This is a genomic window from Pseudomonas sp. AC229, from assembly GCF_979254655.1.
Genome location: NZ_CEEDHK010000009.1, coordinates 1 through 17,377 on the forward strand (window position 1 = coordinate 1; position 17,377 = coordinate 17,377).

General features: G+C 62.1%; 14 protein-coding genes. 10 read left to right on the forward strand and 4 right to left on the reverse strand.

Features of this window, described 5'->3' with window-relative positions:
- Positions 1-319 precede the first annotated feature (319 nt).
- Genes AC0IW7_RS13715 through AC0IW7_RS13725 form a run of 3 tightly spaced genes read left to right on the forward strand, consistent with a single transcriptional unit; the run spans position 320 to position 3,885 of the window.
- A complete protein-coding gene (locus tag AC0IW7_RS13715) occupies positions 320-979 on the forward strand; it encodes a paraquat-inducible protein A (protein ID WP_122493386.1) in 660 nt (219 codons plus the stop codon).
- Positions 966-1,592, forward strand: a complete 627-nt coding sequence (locus tag AC0IW7_RS13720; RefSeq protein ID WP_471818714.1) for a paraquat-inducible protein A — start codon at positions 966-968, stop codon at positions 1,590-1,592. The genes AC0IW7_RS13715 and AC0IW7_RS13720 overlap by 14 nt, the downstream gene beginning before the upstream one ends.
- On the forward strand, positions 1,585-3,885 hold the full coding sequence (locus AC0IW7_RS13725) for a PqiB family protein (protein WP_471818976.1): 2,301 nt from the start codon (positions 1,585-1,587) through the stop codon (positions 3,883-3,885). The genes AC0IW7_RS13720 and AC0IW7_RS13725 overlap by 8 nt, the downstream gene beginning before the upstream one ends.
- Positions 3,886-4,147: 262 nt before the next feature.
- Here AC0IW7_RS13725 and mksF read toward each other — a convergent pair whose 3' ends face one another.
- Genes mksF through mksB form a run of 3 tightly spaced genes read right to left on the reverse strand, consistent with a single transcriptional unit; the run spans position 4,148 to position 8,988 of the window.
- On the reverse strand, positions 4,148-6,970 hold the full coding sequence (gene mksF, locus AC0IW7_RS13730; RefSeq protein ID WP_471818716.1) for an Mks condensin complex protein MksF: 2,823 nt from the start codon (positions 6,968-6,970) through the stop codon (positions 4,148-4,150).
- Positions 6,967-7,713, reverse strand: a complete 747-nt coding sequence (mksE, locus tag AC0IW7_RS13735; protein WP_471818718.1) for an Mks condensin complex protein MksE — start codon at positions 7,711-7,713, stop codon at positions 6,967-6,969. The genes mksF and mksE overlap by 4 nt, the downstream gene beginning before the upstream one ends.
- Positions 7,714-7,746: 33 nt before the next feature.
- Entirely contained in the window at positions 7,747-8,988 is a 1,242-nt protein-coding gene (gene mksB / locus AC0IW7_RS13740; RefSeq protein WP_463550724.1) for an Mks condensin complex protein MksB, read from the reverse strand.
- A gap of 259 nt (positions 8,989-9,247) precedes the next feature.
- Between mksB and AC0IW7_RS13745 the strand changes: the two genes are divergently transcribed.
- The 7 genes from AC0IW7_RS13745 (at position 9,248) to pcaC (ending at position 16,262) form a co-directional block, all read left to right on the forward strand.
- A complete protein-coding gene (locus AC0IW7_RS13745) occupies positions 9,248-10,111 on the forward strand; it encodes a CoA transferase subunit A (RefSeq protein ID WP_471818720.1) in 864 nt (287 codons plus the stop codon).
- The gene (locus AC0IW7_RS13750; protein WP_463383998.1) at positions 10,111-10,893 is read left to right on the forward strand and encodes a CoA-transferase subunit beta; all 783 of its coding nucleotides are present in this window, start codon (positions 10,111-10,113) and stop codon (positions 10,891-10,893) included. The genes AC0IW7_RS13745 and AC0IW7_RS13750 overlap by 1 nt, the downstream gene beginning before the upstream one ends.
- Positions 10,890-12,095: a 3-oxoadipyl-CoA thiolase gene (pcaF, locus tag AC0IW7_RS13755; RefSeq protein ID WP_471818722.1), complete on the forward strand. Its 1,206-nt coding sequence runs from the start codon at positions 10,890-10,892 to the stop codon at positions 12,093-12,095. The genes AC0IW7_RS13750 and pcaF overlap by 4 nt, the downstream gene beginning before the upstream one ends.
- A gap of 176 nt (positions 12,096-12,271) precedes the next feature.
- Positions 12,272-13,561, forward strand: coding sequence for an MFS family transporter (locus AC0IW7_RS13760; RefSeq protein WP_122493378.1), 1,290 nt, complete (start codon positions 12,272-12,274; stop codon positions 13,559-13,561).
- Between the two features lie 140 nt (positions 13,562-13,701).
- On the forward strand, positions 13,702-15,054 hold the full coding sequence (locus AC0IW7_RS13765) for a 3-carboxy-cis,cis-muconate cycloisomerase (protein ID WP_471818724.1): 1,353 nt from the start codon (positions 13,702-13,704) through the stop codon (positions 15,052-15,054).
- Positions 15,055-15,063: 9 nt separating this feature from the next.
- Positions 15,064-15,852: a 3-oxoadipate enol-lactonase gene (gene pcaD, locus AC0IW7_RS13770; RefSeq protein WP_471818726.1), complete on the forward strand. Its 789-nt coding sequence runs from the start codon at positions 15,064-15,066 to the stop codon at positions 15,850-15,852.
- Between the two features lie 17 nt (positions 15,853-15,869).
- Complete coding sequence (pcaC, locus tag AC0IW7_RS13775) at positions 15,870-16,262, forward strand: 4-carboxymuconolactone decarboxylase (protein ID WP_463550719.1); 393 nt, start codon at positions 15,870-15,872, stop codon at positions 16,260-16,262.
- Positions 16,263-16,528: 266 nt separating this feature from the next.
- Here pcaC and AC0IW7_RS13780 read toward each other — a convergent pair whose 3' ends face one another.
- Positions 16,529-17,359 (reverse strand): aldo/keto reductase, encoded by an 831-nt coding sequence (locus AC0IW7_RS13780; RefSeq protein WP_471818728.1) that lies wholly within the window; start codon positions 17,357-17,359, stop codon positions 16,529-16,531.
- Between the last annotated feature and the right edge of the window lie 18 nt (positions 17,360-17,377).

Here is a 17,377-nt window from a genome sequence, read left to right on the forward strand (position 1 = left end):
CCATGTGAGAGTAGGTCATCGTCAAGCTTAAATTCCAAACCCCCTACTCGTGAAAACGGGTAGGGGGTTTGTTTTTGTGCCAAGAAAAGTTTGGCGAGGGCAGAGGTTTCGATAGGCGCCTCGTTTCCAGTAAGGAAATGAAGAATAGTGCCACTTGTGTCCCCGACCCCAACTGCGCAGAACTCAGCAGTTCTGCCACCCTGTCGGTCCAAGACACAACGCAACGGTCGCCGTACTCACCTTATTGCGTCTACGATTGCCAGCAACCGTTCGTAATCGTTCATATCCCATTGTTTGGCACGTTCACTAGAGCTCTTTCATGTCTGATGCTGCAGATGCTCGCGAGTTGCCCGAGATGCCATTGGAGGCGTTAACAGCCTGCCATGAATGTGATTTGCTGATGCTCAAACCCGAGCTCAACGTCGGCGACAGCGCCCACTGTCCGCGCTGCGGCTTTGAGCTGTACATGAGTCGCCCCAAAGTGGTGAAGCGCAGTATGGCGCTGGTGATTGCGGCGCTGCTGTTGTATTTCCCCGCGAATTTTTTGCCGATCATGGAGCTCAGCTTGCTCGGCCAGCGCAGCGTCGACACAGTTTGGAGCGGCGTACTCGCGCTCTACAATTCCGGCATGCAAGGCGTCGCCGTGGTCGTGTTCCTCTGCAGCATGGCGGTTCCCCTGCTCAAGCTGCTTTGCCAATTTCTAGTCCTGCTCTCCATCCAACTGAAGTTCGGCCGCAGCTACGGCCTGCTGCTCTACCGCATTTATCACCATATGCGCGAATGGGGCATGCTCGAGGTGTACTTGATGGGCACCCTCGTTTCCATCGTCAAACTCATCGGCCTGGCGGATGTCACGCTCGGGTTTGGTCTTGCCTGTTTCGTTGCCCTGTTGCTGATACAAGTCTGGCTTGAAGTCACCATGACGCCCCATCAAATCTGGGAAGCGCTGTCGGGGGAGAGCGACCATGCGAGCCATTGATGCCGGCATCCTGGTGTGCCACGAATGCCACCAGCTCAATAGAGAAGAGCCCGACACCCACTCCCAATTCTGCACCCGCTGCGGTGCTAGCGTTCACGCCCGTAACCCCAATAGCCTGAAGCGCACTTGGGCTCTGTTGGTGACATCGGCAATCTTGTACATCCCGGCTAACCTTCTGCCGATCATGACCGTCAGCACCCTCGGCAAAGGCGAGCCCGACACCATCATGTCTGGCGTGATCTCCCTGGTGCAGTACGGCATGATCCCCATCGCCGCCGTGGTGTTTATCGCCAGCATTCTGGTGCCCACCTTCAAACTGGTTGGCATCGGCTTGCTGCTCTACTCGGTGCAGCGCCGCCTGCCGATGACGCCCCGCCAGCGCATCGTGATGTACCGCTTTATTGAATGGATCGGCCGATGGTCGATGCTCGACGTGTTCGTCATCGCCATCCTGGTGGCCTTGGTTAACTTTGGCACCCTGGCCAGCATCGAGCCCGGCTACGGTGCCGCCGCTTTTGCCAGCGTAGTGATCCTGACCATGCTGGCCGCTCACACCTTCGACCCGCGCTTGCTCTGGGACAACACGGAAACGGATGACAATGACGATGAATGATCTGCCCAAAGCCAAAATCCGGCCGGCCTCAAATTGGTCTGCCATTTGGGTGCTGCCCCTGATCGCACTGTTGATCGGCGGCTGGCTGGCCTGGCGCGCCTATGAACAGGCGGGCATCGACATTCAGATCATCTTCGCGTCCGGCGATGGTATTCAGGCGGGCAAAACCGAGGTCATCTACAAAGGCATGCCAGTCGGCAAGGTGAAGACCCTCACCCTGGATGACACCGGCGCCCGCCGTGGCGTTATTGCCACGGTCGAGATGGACAAAGACGTAGAGCCATTTCTGCGCACCAATACGCGCTTCTGGTTAGTGAAACCCAGCGTGAGTCTGGCCGGCGTCACCGGCCTGGAAACCTTGGTGTCGGGCAACTACATCACGGCGGCGCCAGGTGACGGCGAGCCAGAGCGCAAATTCACCGCGCTCAACGAAGTGCCGCCCATCGCTGACTCCGTGCCCGGTTTGCATCTGACCCTAAAAGCCGAGCGCCTGGGTTCGCTCAACCGCGACAGCCCGGTGTTCTACAAGCAAATTCAGGTCGGAGTGGTGAAGAGCTACAGCCTGGCCGCCGACCAGACCACCGTTGAAGTGAAGGTGTTTATCCAGCCTCAATACGCTTCATTGGTGCGCAAACACACGCGCTTCTGGAACGCCAGTGGCGTGACCGTGAATGCGGATCTGGGCGGCTTCAAGCTGCGCACTGAATCGCTCGCCAGCATCGTTGCCGGCGGCATCGCGTTCGCTACACCGGAACACCGCAAAGACAGTCCGCCCACCGACCCAAGCCTGCCCTTCCGCCTGTATGAAGATTTCGATGCCGCCCAGGTCGGCATCAAGGTCAATGTGAAACTCAGCGATTTCGAAGGGCTGCAAGCGGGTCGCACACCGATTATGTACAAGGGCATTCAGGTCGGAACGCTGAAAACCCTGAAGATGAACGACGACCTTGCCACCGCTTCCGCCGAGCTTGCTCTCGACCCGCGCAGCGAGGACTACCTGGTGGAGGGCACCGAGTTCTGGGTGGTCAAACCGGTTATCTCCCTGGCTGGCATCACCGGTATCGAAGCCTTGGTCAAAGGCAACTACATCGCCGTGCGCCCGGGCGAGAAGGGCAACCCGCCGGCCCGTGAGTTCGTTGCCCGCGCCAAGGCCCCACCGCTGGACCTCAGCGCCCCCGGCCTTCATCTGGTGTTGTACAGCGACGTACTCGGCTCGCTCGAAGTCGGCAGCCCGGTGCTCTACAAACAAATCAAAGTCGGCACCGTGCAAAGCTATCAACTGGCGCGCGACCGCAAGCGCGTCGCCATTGGCGTCCACATCGAACCCGAGTACGCCAACTTGGTGAACAACTCCACCCGCTTCTGGAACGCCAGCGGCATCACCCTGAGCGGTGGTCTCTCTGGCGTCACAGTAAAAAGCGAATCCCTGCAAACCCTGCTCGCCGGTGGTATCAGCTTTGAAACGCCAGACCCCAAAGCCGCGCCGACCAAACGGGTACAGCGCTTCACCCTGCACCCCGACCGCGAAAACGCCTTGCAGAAGGGCACCGTCATCAACATCCGCGTCGACTCAGGCGATGGCCTGAAACCCGGCACACCCATTCGCTACAAAGGCATCGATCTGGGCAAAGTCGAAACCGTGGCCCTCACCGATGACCTGCAAGCTGTTCAGTTGACGGCACGAATCACCGAAAGCGCCGACAAAGTCGCCCGCGCCGGCTCGCAGTTCTGGGTGGTCAAACCTGAACTCGGTCTGATCCGCACCGCCAACCTCGACACCCTGGTCAGCGGCCAATACCTGCAAGTGCAGCCGGCCGCCAAAGCCTCGGTGGCGCAGACCAACTTCGTCGCGCTGAACGAGCCGCCGGTGCTGGCGACCCAGGAAAGCGGATTGAAACTGACCCTGAGCGCGCCGCGTCGTGGCTCGATCAAAGCCGATGTGCCCGTCACCTACCGTGAAGTGCAGGTGGGCAAAGTTACCGGCATTGAGCTAGGCGCTACGGCGGACCGCGTGCTGATCCGCGTGCTGATCGAACCGCGTTATGCCGCCCTGGTTCGCGGCGGCAGTCGCTTCTGGAGTGTCAGTGGGTTCTCGGTGGATTGGGGATTGTTCAAAGGCGCCAAGGTGCGCACGGAGTCGGTTGAGTCGTTGCTGCAAGGCGGTATTGCATTCGCCACGCCGGAGGGCGATCAGATGGGTGCGCCAGCGAAGGCGGAGCAGACGTTTGTGCTCAATGAAGAAGCGAATGACGAGTGGCTAAAATGGGCCCCCAAAATTTCTTTGGGTAAGTGAGCGACCGGCTGCGCGTCGGCATTACTGCGTTGAAAACGGTTTTTGAATGCTCATGGGCTTGAGCCCACTGCGCTTCAAAAGCCGTTTTCGCCCGGGCCGTCTTGGCCTTGTACTGCTCTAGCTCGCTCGATCTCGATTTGTGTTGAGTCTGAAATTGGAAAGGGCCGCTTAGCGGCCCTTTTTTTGGATCAAAAACAAACAACATTCTGTAGGAGCTGCTTAGCCGCGATTGGCCCTCAAGCCAATCACAATTTCCCACGCCTCAAGCCGGCTCAACCACCGCCTCAACCTTCACCACCGGCTCATGCCGACGGATGTATTTCCAGTCCGCTTCATCAATGTAGATCCCGTTCGGCCCGCTGCCGCCTTCCAGGTCGATGGCTACATGGGCGCACACCTGCGGTTTAACGCTGGCCAGAATCGGCACGAAGCCCAACTGCAGGCTGGTTTCGATCAGGGCTTGTTGGTTGCGTTCGTCGATGTCGGCGGCTTCGTCGAGGTAGTACGGCAGGCGCACTTTGCCGGCTTGCTCGCGGTCCATCAGGTGCAGCAACAGGTACATGTTGGTCAGCGCTTTGATGGTCATGGTCGTGCCGTTCGAGGCGGCGCCGTCGATGTCGGTGTGCACGATTGGCTGGCCGCCGACTTTGGTGATTTCGAACGCCAGTTCGAACAGGTCTTTTAGCCCCAGCTGGTTGTGGTTGGCAGCGACCAGGCGTGCCAGGTATTCCTTGGCTTCCTCGTTGCGCACGTCCTGATCGGCCGACTGGTTGAGGTCGAACACCGACAGGGTTTCGCCTTCTTCGTACTGGCCAGCACTGTGGATGATCTGGTCGATGTGTTTGAGTGCGTCTTTGTTTGGCGCCAGCACGATGCGGAAGCTTTCGAGGTTGGAGACCTGACGGCGGTTGATCTCGCGGTTGAACAGGGCCAACTGGTGTTCGAGGTTGTCGTAGTCGCTGCGGATGTTGCGCAGGGTGCGGGCGATGTCGGTGACTGCCGCGCGACGCGCTTTGGCCAGGGTCAGCGCTTCATCCTGGCGGTGCGCGTAGGCGTTGATCAGCAGGTGCAGACGACGCTCGACGTCGTCCTCGCTGTCGAATTTGGCCACGCCCTTGAGGCGAATCTGCGCGTACAGCGCTTCAATCTGCCCGTCGATGCGCTGCAGGCTTTGCCACGCGTCCTGATAGTCGTTGAGCAGCGGCAGCAAGTTGTCGAGCGAGTCGTCCACCGGCTCCATAAACGGCGTGCCGAAGGGCAGGTTGGCTGGCAGCAACTGGCGACGACGCAGGGCGTCTTCCAGGGTGCGTTCTTTGGCTTCCAGATCAGCCAGTTGACGGCCGACCAGTTGCAGCTTGGCCGACAGCTGCTGCACGCGTTCGGTAAACGCATCGCTGGCGCGCTTGAGGTCGTCCTGCGCGGCTTCGGCCTGGGCCAGTTGTTCCAGCTTGGCGGGCTCCTCGACGGCCAGGGTCTGGCTGCGGCGGAAGTCTTCCAGCGCTTTTTGCGCATCCAGCACCTGGTTGTACAGGGTTTCGGCCTGGGCTTTGCTGGCGGCGCGGTCGGAGGCGACGCTCTGTTGCGTCTTGAGCTGTTTCAGCTCTTTTTCCAGGCGCTCTTTCTGGTCGCGCAAGGCGGCGCGGTCGGCCAGGGCTTGCAGGGCTGGCGGCTCGATATGGCTGAGGTCGATGCTCAGGCCCGGCACTTCAAAACGCTCGGCTTTGAACCCGTCGAGAATCACTTCCAGCGACTTCACCCATTTGCCGTCTTCATCCAGGCCGATGCCATGCTCGCCCAGCGGCAGGCTGAACAGCGCGCCGTTGAACAGGCGCATCAGGCGCTCGACGTCTTGCTGGCTGAACTCTTCACGCAAGCGCGCGTAGCTGTTGTTGTCGGCGTGCTCCAGTTGTTGGCGCACGGACTTCAGGCGTTTTTCCAAGTCGCGCAGACGTTCGTCCAGGTCTTCGCTGGAGAACTGCCGCGACTGCGCCAGCGCACCGGCCAGTTCATCGTGGGCATCTTTGGCGGCGAGCAATTGCTGCTCCAACACCTGAGCGTTCTCGACCAGCGCGAAGCGATGTTTCAGTACGCCGAACTCGCCGAGCCAGCGCTGAATTTCGCTGATCTCACGTTCCAGTCGCATCAGCTCCTGGGTGCCGCCGCGCTGTTCGTGCTGCAAGCCGTCTTGCTCGCCACGGTAATGCTCGGCCTGAATCACCAACTCTTCGCGGCGGGCGCCGGCGTAGTCTTGCCAGGTGCCCAGCAGCGAATCGAGCAACGGCGAAATGCGGTGCAGCTTGCCGCGTAGCACTTCCCGTTGCGCCACGCCGGCGCTTAGCGCTTCGACCAGTGGCCCGGCGGCAACCAGCGATTGGTAATCGGCTTCCATGCGGCGCACGTCGCGGAAGGCTTCTTCGCACGCAGCAATGTAATCGACGCTACCCGAACGCAGGCTGTGTTCGAACGCATCGAGGAACAATTGCTTGAGCTTGGCGGCGGTGATTTCGCGCATGTGCAGCAGGTTGATAAACAGCGCGCGGAAGGTCTTCAGGCTCTGCTCGCTGGTGGAGCGCAGCGGGATCAGGGTCAGGTCCAGCGGAATCGAGGTGTGCCCGCCTACCAGCAACCGGCGCAGTTCTTCCGGCTTCAGTTCATAAGCCTTGATGTTCTCCCGCTCCAGATTGGCAAACAGCTCGCGCTGGCGCAGGCAGGTGCCGTTCTTCTGGTAATGCTCCAGGTGCAGCTCGCCGGCATAGGCAAAGAACTGGTGGCCGAAGCCGCCACCCGGGCCGCGCCCGGCCACGCCGATTACGTGCGGGCCGTGGGGCAGGGCGACTTCAACGAGGATGTAACTGGTGTCGCTGGCGAAGTAGAACTTGCGCGACGCTTCGAGGCTGTACTTGCCGAAGCTCATGTCTGACATACGCGCCAAAATCGGAAATTGCAGGGCGTTGATCGAGGCGCTCTTGCCCAGGTTGTTGGCGCCATACACCGACAACGGTTGTTCCAGCGGGAACAAACCCAGGCTGTAACCGGCGGTGTTCAGCAAGGCAAAGCGGCGGATACCGTAGCGTTCCTGGCTCATGCATCGATCTCCTGATTGGCACGCTCTTCAGCCAAGGCGCGGGCCAGGGCTTGTTCTTCGCTTTCTTCTTCAATGACCACGGGTGCAGCGGCGATGGCGGGCAGCGGAGGAATGTCGTCGTCCTGCTCGCCATCGATCAGCAGAATGTCGTCGCCGCTGTCGTCGTCCACCAGGGCCGGCGTCGGCAACGGCAGCACGCTGTGCAGGCTGGCGGCCAGGTCGCGGTCTTGTTGCACCGAGAGGCACACGTCGAGGAAGCGATGCATCGGCGGCAGGAAGCGGTACACGCCGTTTTCCTCGTTGGCAAAACCCAACTGCGTCATGCGGCGCATCACCTTTTCTTCCAACTCTTCCTGAGTGGTGACCTCGGCCTGCACAAACAGGTCGCGGTATTTCTCCAGCAGCGGAGGCAGCTCGTCGCGGCCCAGGCTGCCGCCGTCCAGCACGGCCAGCGGGTCACGGCCCTGATCGGCCAGGTGCTCCACCAGAATGAAGGTGAACAGCGCCAGACGTTGGGCGGTTTTGTTCACTTGTGCGCCCATTTGCTCGGGCACGAAATAGTAGAAACCACGGGTGTCGCACACCAGCTCGAAACCCAGCGCGCGGAATAACGCGCGGTAGGCGTCCTGCTGGTTGGAGAGTTGGCTGTACAGCTCGGCGTCGCGGTGGCTGACGTGATAACCCTTGAACAGCTCGCGGAAAATCGGCGCCAAGTGGCTGAGTTCGGACAGGTCGATATTCATGCGCAATAGTCTTCAAAAAGAGTGGCGACGGGCTCAAGCATGGGTGCTGGCCACCAACGCAAAGGAGCACAGGCTGACCTGGTGCTCGGCGGTGTAATAGTCGCGGCGCTCCAGGCGCTCACGCTGGAAACGGCCGTCGCGCGACAACCGCGAAAACCAGTACAGCAATTCGTCGGTGGCGCCTTCGGGCTCTTGCTCCAGCAGCCACACCATGAGATCGGGCATCGGCAAGGCGCTCTGGCAGCGCTCGAGCATTTCCCGCGCGGTGCGTGGCGCTTTCGGCGCTTCGCCTTTGCGCGCGCCGCTGGCCTTGGGGAACTGCGTGGGTTTGGGCTCGAAGCGGGCCAGGGCGTAAACGTACGACTCCACCTGACTGGTGCTGCCAAGAAAGGTGCTCTGCGGGCGAGTGAACAGCGGCAGCGCCGCCTGCGGCACGGCGTCCAGCCCTTTGCGGCGGATGGCCGACAACGCCAGCGCGGCGCCACGGGTTACGGCGTTATGCCGGCGCGCTTCTTCACGCAGCGGCAGCAGCAATTCGCGGGCGCGGCGCAGCGTTAGCTGGGCTGTGGTTTGCATCTCCAGAATGCGCGCATGGGTGCGCAGCAGCAGGTCGTCGTCCACCAGTTGGCCCAGGCGATGCTGTTCGCTGAGCAAGCGCAACAACACTTGCTCAACGCGGCGCACGCCTTGTTCGAAGGCGCCATCGGCGTTTACCAGTTGAATCATCGGCTCAACGTATTCGTCCCAGGTCGCCAGCACTTCGGCATAGCGCTGACGCAGCGGAATCTGCCGGTCGCTGGTCTTGGCGCGGTCGGCCACGCCCACCAGCGCCTGCTCATCGTTGGCGAGCTTTTTCAGCACATCGCGCACGCGCATATCGAGCAGGCGCAACTGGCGGGCCAGGTCGTTGGCGTCGCGAATCTCGAAGGCGTCCTGGATATAACCGGCCAGGCGTTCGAGGTGGCGCAGATACGCTTCAATTTCCAGGCACAGGCCCAGGCGGTGTTCGCGGCGCAGGTAGGCGAGGAAGTCGTGAATTTGCGCGTTGAGCTCGAAGCGGTTCGGGCTCTTGGCCACTGGCACCAGAATGTCCAGGCGGATCCAGGTGTCCAGCAGGCCGGTGATGTCGGCGGGGGTGCTTTGCACCAGTTGCACCGCCAGCTGCGCGCGCAATTCGATCAGGCTCATGGTGCCTTGGTCGAACCGTTCGCAGAGCGGCTCGAGTAACGTCCAGTGTTCAGCGAGGGCGCGCAGTACGCGCTTGGGCTCGATCATGGGGGCTCAGTCAATCAGGTTGAGGCAGTCAGGCGCCGGGCAAAGGTCGCGATTGTACTGCATGCGCAGCGGTGCGTTTCATTCTCGGCTGATCAAAGGCAGCGCGCGTTTCTCGAACAAAACCTCGGCGAATCAAATGTTCGATAATCGAACGGATAGTCGATTATCGGATTGTTCCGCCCCCCCTCGCGGCGTACTGTTTTCCCACCCGGCGCCTACCCATTTCCGAGGCGCCCCGGATAACAAGACGAGATCGAACATGGCTGAACTCCTGTCTCTACGCGAAGCGGTCGAGCGCTTTGTCCATGATGGCGACACCGTTGCCCTCGAAGGTTTTACCCACCTGATTCCGACTGCTGCGTCCCACGAATTGATTCGCCAGGGCAAGAAAGACCTGACCCTGGTGCGCATGACGCCCGACCTGGTCTACGACCTGCTGATCGGCGCCGGCTGCGCCAAGCGCCTGGTGTTCTCCTGGGGCGGCAACCCCGGCGTGGGTTCGCTGCATCGTCTGCGCGACGCCGTGGAAAAAGACTGGCCGCACGCCCTGGAAATTGAAGAACACAGCCACGCCGACCTGGCCAACTCCTACGTAGCCGGCGCCTCCGGTTTGCCGTTCGCGGTGCTGCGCGCCTACGCCGGCTCCGACCTGCCCAAGGTCAACCCACTGATCAAGTCCGTCACCTGCCCGTTCACCGGCGAAGTGCTGGCGGCGGTGCCGTCGGTGCGGCCGGACGTGACCGTGATCCACGCGCAAAAAGCCGACCGCAAAGGCAACGTGCTGCTGTGGGGCATTCTCGGCGTGCAGAAAGAGGCGGCGCTGGCGGCCAAGCGCTGCATCGTCACCGTTGAAGAAATTGTCGACGACCTGCAAGCGCCCATGAACGCCTGCGTGCTGCCGACCTGGGCGCTGACCGCCGTGTGCCTGGTGCCGGGCGGCGCACACCCGTCGTACGCCCACGGCTACTACGAGCGCGACAACCGTTTCTACCAAGCCTGGGACCCCATCGCCCGCGACCGCGAAGCCTTCAACGCGTGGATCGACGAATACATCCGAGGCACCGAAGACTTCGCCGCGTTCCAGCACAAGCTCGCCAGCAAGCACCACGCGGAGGCCAAATAATGAGCGACTACAGCACCAACGAAATGATGACCGTCGCCGCCGCCCGCCGCCTAAAAAATGGCTCGGTGTGTTTTGTCGGTATCGGTTTGCCATCCAAAGCCGCCAACCTGGCGCGCCTGACTTCATCGCCCGACGTGGTTCTGATTTACGAGTCCGGCCCCATCGGCGCCAAGCCCACCGTATTGCCGCTCTCCATCGGCGACGGCGAACTGGCTGAAACCGCTGACACCGTGGTGCCCACCGGCGAGATTTTTCGCTACTGGCTGCAAGGCGGGCGCATCGACGTCGGCTTCCTCGGCGCCGCCCAGGTCGACAAGTTCGGCAACATCAACACCACCGTGATCGGCGATTACCACAAGCCCAAAGTGCGCTTGCCCGGTGCCGGTGGCGCGCCGGAAATTGCCGGCTCGGCCAAATCGGTGCTGATCATTCTCAAGCAATCGCACCGCACCTTTGTCGACAAGCTGGCCTTCGTGACATCGGTCGGTTTCGGCGAAGGCGGCGACCATCGCCAGCGCCTCGGCCTGCCGGGCAAAGGCCCGGTGGGCATCATCACCGACCTGTGCATCATGGAGCCGGAAGCCGGCAGCAACGAGTTCATCGTCACCTCGCTGCACCCAGGCGTCACCCGCGAGCAGGTGGTGGAAGCCACGGGCTGGGCGATCCGTTTCGCCGACCAAGTTGGCGTAACGCAAGCGCCGCAAGCTCACGAGTTGGAAGCCCTGCGCGCCCTCGAAGCGCGCACCGCCGCCGCTCATGGCCAGGCTGGAGGTGAGGAATGACACGCGAAGTTTTTATTTGCGATGCCGTGCGCACACCGATTGGTCGCCTCAACGGCGGCCTGTCGCCGGTGCGTGCCGATGACTTGGCGGCGATACCGCTGAAGTCGCTGATCGAGCGCAATCCGCAGGTCGACTGGAACGCTGTGGACGAAGTGTTCATGGGCTGCGCGAACCAATCCGGTGAAGACAACCGCAACGTCGCGCGCATGGCCGCGTTGTTGGCTGGCCTGCCAGAAAGCGTGCCGGGCGTAACGCTAAACCGCCTCTGTGCCTCGGGCATGGAAGCGGTAGGCGCCGCGTTTCGCGCCATCGCCACGGGTGAAATGGAGCTGGCCATCGCAGCGGGCGTGGAGTCGATGACTCGCGCGCCCTACGTAATGGGCAAAGCCGACGGCGCCTTTGGCCGTGGCCAGAAACTGGAAGACACCACCCTCGGCTGGCGCTTTATCAACCCGCTGATGAAAGAGCAGTACGGCGTCGACCCGATGCCGGTCACTGGCGATAACGTCGCCGAAGACTACAGCGTCAGCCGCGCCGACCAGGACGCCTTCGCCCTGCGCAGCCAGCAGCGCGCCGCCGCCGCACAAGAGGCAGGCTTCTTCGCCGAAGAAATCGTGCCGGTGGTCATCAAGGGCAAAAAGGGCGACACCACCTTCAGCGTCGATGAGCACCCGCGTGCCGACACCTCGGCCGAAGCCCTGGCCAAATTGAAACCGGTTAACGGCGCGGATAAAACCGTGACCGCCGGCAACGCCTCGGGCCTCAACGATGGCGCGTCGGCGATGATTCTTGCCTCGGCCGACGCCGTGAAAAAATTCGGCCTTACGCCGCGCGCCAAAGTGCTGGGCATGGCCAGCGGCGGGGTGGCACCACGGGTGATGGGCATCGGTCCGGTTCCCGCCGTGCGCAAATTGCTCGAACGCCTGAACCTGTCCATCGACGCTTTTGACGTCATCGAACTCAACGAAGCGTTTGCCGCGCAAGGGCTGGCGGTGGTTCGCGAGCTGGGCCTGGCCGACGACAGCGCCAAGGTAAACCCCAACGGCGGCGCCATCGCCCTGGGTCATCCCTTGGGCATGAGCGGCAACCGTTTGGTGCTGACGGCGGTGCATCACCTGCAGAAGACCGGCGGCAAGCTGGGTCTGGCGACCATGTGTGTGGGCGTGGGGCAGGGGTTGGCGATTGCTGTTGAAGCGGTGTAACGGCTGAAAGTATCGCGGCTAAGCGGAACGCCGCCCGGCCGCTCCTACAGATGCGGTTCTTGTGGGAGCGGCTTTAGCCGCGATGGCCGTTGCACGACCGCCGCTGCGCTTAGGTTTGAACGGGGCGCTGTTACGTGGGTCTAGACTCACGCATACACCCAAACGAGTAACAAGATATGACCACCATGCATTACACCGGCGAAGAACGTCGCAAACGGATCTTCGCCATTGTCGGTGCCTCCTCGGGCAACCTGGTGGAATGGTTCGACTTCTACGTCTATGCCTTCTGCGCCATTTACTTTGCCCCTGCGTTTTTCCCCTCGGACGACCCCACGGTTCAACTGCTCAACACCGCCGGCGTATTTGCGGCCGGTTTTTTGATGCGGCCCATTGGTGGCTGGCTGTTTGGCCGGGTTGCCGATAAGCACGGGCGCAAGAACTCGATGATGATTTCGGTGCTGATGATGTGCGCCGGCTCACTGGTCATCGCCTTTCTGCCGACCTACGCCAGCATCGGCGCCTGGGCACCGGCGCTGTTGCTGATGGCGCGCCTGTTCCAAGGGCTATCGGTAGGCGGCGAGTACGGCACCACCGCCACCTACATGAGCGAAGTGGCGCTACGCGGTCAGCGCGGCTTCTTCGCCTCGTTCCAGTACGTGACCCTGATCGGCGGGCAACTGCTGGCGGTGTCGCTGGTGGTGATTCTTCAGCAGTTGCTGACTGAAGAAGAACTGCGTGCCTGGGGCTGGCGTATTCCGTTCGTGGTCGGTGCGGTGGCGGCGGTGATTTCCCTGTTGCTGCGTCGCAGCCTGGAAGAAACCACCACCGCCGAGCAGCGCGCCGACAAAGACGCCGGCAGCATGGCCGCGCTGTTCAAGCACCACAAAGCGGCGTTTATCACCGTGCTCGGCTACACCGCTGGCGGCTCGCTGATTTTCTACACCTTCACCACCTATATGCAGAAGTACCTGGTGAACACCGCCGGCATGCACGCGAAAACCGCGAGCTACATCATGACCGGCGCGCTGTTCCTGTACATGTGCATGCAGCCGCTGTTCGGCATGCTTTCCGACAAGATCGGCCGCCGCACGTCGATGCTTTGGTTCGGCGCGTTGGGCACGCTGTTCACCGTGCCGATTCTGCTCACGCTGAAAACCGTTAGCAGCCCGTTCCTGGCGTTTGTGCTGATCACCCTGGCCTTGGCCATCGTCAGTTTCTACACCTCGATCAGCGGCCTGGTGAAAGCCGAAATGTTCCCGCCGCAAGTGCGCGCCCTGGGCGTGGGCCTGGCTTATGCCGTGGCGAATGCCATGTTCGGCGGCTCGGCGGAATACGTGGCGCTGGGGCTGAAAAGCATCGGCATGGAAAACACTTTCTACTGGTACGTCACCGCCATGATGGCCGTGGCCTTCCTGTTCAGCCTGCGGTTGCCTAAGCAGGCGGCGTATTTGCATCACGATCACTAGGTAAGATTGGGCACTTGTTATGTAGGAGAGGCTTCAGCCTCGATGCTTTTGATCAACAGCATCGAGGCTAAAGCCTCTCCCACAGTTAGCCTGCGCGCTTCCCTTTCTTGCCCCCGACGGTGATCTTTTAAGGACAATGTATGAGCAACAAGTTGTTCGACACCTACTTCACCCAGCCCGCCATGCGGGCTGTGTTTTCCGACGCCGGGCGGCTGCAGGGCATGCTCGATTTCGAGGCGGCGCTGGCCCGTGCGCAGAGCAGCATCGGCCTGATTCCCGCTGAGGCCGTCGCGCCCATCGAAGGCGCCTGCCGCGCCGAACTGTTCGACGTGGATAACCTAGCCACCGCCATCGCCACCGCTGGCAACTCCGCCATTCCGCTGGTGAAGGCGCTGGGCAAACAGATCGCCAGCGTCAGCCAGGAAGCCGAGCGCTACGTTCACCTCGGCGCCACCAGCCAGGATGTGATGGACAGCGGCCTGGTGCTGCAACTGCGCAGCGCCATTGAGTTGCTGGAGGCTGACCTCGCGCACCTGGGCAACGCCCTCGCCAGTCAGGCCAGCCTGCATTGCGCCACGCCAATGGCCGGACGCACCTGGCTGCAACATGCCACGCCCGTGACCTTGGGCATGAAAATCGCCAGCACGCTGGGCGCAGTCACTCGCCATCGCCAGCGCTTGGCCGAGCTGAAGCCGCGCCTGTTGGTGCTGCAATTCGGCGGCGCCTCGGGCAGCCTCGCAGCGCTGGGCGATAACGCCATGCCAGCGGCCGAAGCGTTGGCCACGGAGTTGAACCTGCGCCTGCCCGAGCAGCCCTGGCACACCCAACGTGATCGCCTGGTGGAATTCGCCAGTTGGCTGGGCCTGCTCGCCGGCACCTTGGGCAAACTCGGCCGCGACCTGAGCCTGTTGATGCAAACCGAAGCCGGCGAAGTGTTCGAGCCGTCGGCGCCGGGCAAGGGCGGGTCCTCGACCATGCCGCACAAACGCAACCCGGTGAGCTGCGCCGTACTAATCGGCGCCGCCACCCGCGCGCCGGGGCTGGTCGCGACCATGCTGGCGGCGATGCCGCAGGAACACGAACGCAGCCTGGGCCTTTGGCATGCCGAATGGGAAACCCTGCCGGAACTGTGCTGCCTGGTCTCCGGCGCGCTGCAACAAACCCTCGTGGTGGTGCCGGGCCTGGAGGTGAATGCCGAACGCATGCGCCAGAACCTCGACCTGACCCAAGGGCTGGTGCTGGCCGAAGCCGTGAGCATCACCCTGGCCCAGCGCATCGGTCGCGATGCGGCCCATCATCTGCTCGAACAATGCTGCCGCCTGGCGGTGGAGCAGGGCGTGCACTTGCGCCAAGTGCTCGGCGAAAACGCCGAAGTCAGCGCCCAACTCAGCAGCGACGAACTCGATCATTTGCTCGACCCCGCCCATTACCTCGGCCAGGCGCGTTTGTGGGTGCAGCGCGCCATTGCCGACCATCAAGTCCTCAGTGTTTAGGAGCGTTTCATGCCTGCCGTAACCCTCGCCGATGGCGAACTGAACTACCGTCTGGACGGTGACGCCGCGTTGCCGGTGCTGGTGCTGTCCAACTCGCTGGGCACTGACCTGCACATGTGGGACGCGCAGGTCGAAGCGTTCAGCCAGCATTTTCAGGTGCTGCGTTACGACACCCGTGGCCACGGCAAATCGCTGGTCACCGAAGGCATTTACAGCATCGAACAGAACGGCCGCGACGTGCTGGCCTTGCTCGATGCGTTGGGCATTGAGCAGGCGTATTTTTGCGGCTTGTCCATGGGCGGATTGATTGGCCAGTGGCTGGCGATCAACGCCCCCGAGCGCCTCAAGCGCGTGGTGCTGTGCAACACCGCCGCGAAAATCGGTGGGCCGGATGTGTGGAACCCACGCATCGAAATGGTCCTGCGCGACGGCCCGGCGGCAATGCTGGCGCTGCGCAATGCCTCCATCGCCCGCTGGTTCACACCCGAGTTCGCCAAGGCTGAAACCGCCAAGGTTGAAGCAGTGGTCGGCATGCTCGCCGCCACCTCGCCGCAAGGGTACGCGGCTAACTGCGCGGCCGTACGCGACGCCGATTTCCGCGAGCAACTGGGCGGCATCACGTTGCCGCTGCTGATGGTCTCCGGCACCGAAGATGCCGTGACCACACCGGCTGACGGGCGCTTTATCGTCGAGCGCGTCGCTGGCGCGCAGCTGGTTGAATTCCATGCCGCGCATCTGTCCAACGTTGAAGCCGGCGATGCCTTCAGCCAGGCCGTGCTCGATTTTCTCACCCACTGATTTTGGCGACCCATCCAATGGACGAAAAACAACGCTACGACGCCGGCATGCAAGTGCGCCGCGAAGTATTGGGCGACGCCCACGTCGACCGCAGCCTGAAAAACCTCACGCCGTTCAACGAAGAATTCCAGGAAATGATCACCCGCCACGCCTGGGGCGACATCTGGACCCGCCCCGGGCTGCCGCGCCACACCCGCAGCCTGATCACCATCGCCATGCTCATCGGCATGAACCGCGAAGGCGAACTGAAACTGCACCTCAAGGCCGCCAAGAACAATGGCGTGACGCGAGAGGAGATCAAGGAAGTACTGATGCAGAGCGCGATTTATTGCGGGATTCCGGCGGCGAACGCGACGTTTCATCTAGCCGAAGAAGTATGGGATGAAATGGGGGTTGAGTCTTTGGGGTGACCGGTCTCCGGGTCGTCGGCCAGGCTGCGTTGCGTCCTCGCTTTAAATGCTCACGTACTTGAGTACGCTGCGCTTTAAAGCTGCGGGGCGCCTTGCCTGGCCTTAGCCCCGGAAACCTCGGGTTGTGGGAGGCCGTAGAGCAAAACCCTCTCCCCCAAGCGGGCAGAGGGGGCAGATCGGCGTTGTTTCGGCTCACTCGGTAAGGCTCCCCTCTCCCGTTTACGGGAGAGGGGCTGGGGGAGAGGGCAGCGGCAAACGCAGCGTCCTCAATCCCAAACCGGCGCAAACGCCGGGTTCACAATCCGCACATCCTTGGGCAACGCGGCAATCGCTGCCCGATCCTCATCGTCCAGCCTGACGTTCAACGCCTCCAGATTCGCACGCTGGTTTTCCAGGCTGTTGGATTTGGGAATCGCCGCCACGCCGTCCTGTTCCAGCACCCAGCCCAAGGCTATCTGGCTTGGCAGCACGCCGTGTTTGTTGGCGATACGTTGCACCGTCTCGGTGTCGGCGCCTTGGCCGCGTGCCAGCGGCGTATAGGCGGTGAGTGCCATGCCGTGTTGGCGGGCGAAATCGAGCACCGGTTGCTGGTTGAGCAGTACGTGGTACTCCACCTGAATCACCGACAGCGGCGCGCCCATTTCCACTACCGCGCGCTGCAGCAACGCGACGTTGAAGTTGGCCACGCCAATCTGCCGCGCCTTGCCTTCATCACGCAGCGCTACCAGCGTTTCGATGCTGCGTTCAAGGCTCCAGCCCGCTTTGGCATCGCCGGGCCAGTGAATTAGAAACAGGTCGAGGCAGTCGTCGCCCAAGGCGTTGCGGCTGGCGTCCAGGGACTGGCGCATGGCCTGGGGTTCGAGTTTGTCCCACCAGACTTTGGTGGTCACGTGCAGTTGCTCGCGGGGAATGGCGGTGTGCGCCAGCGCCTTGCCGATAGCGGCTTCGTTGTCATAGGCGGTGGCGGTGTCGAGGTGGCGATAACCAAGCTCCAGCGCTTGCTCGACCGTGCGCGTGCAGTCATCGCCGAGCATTCGCCAGGTTCCAAGGCCGAGCTTGGGCAGGTACAGGCCGTGGCGAGTGGTAATGGCTTCCATAGAAGACCCCTTTTCGCT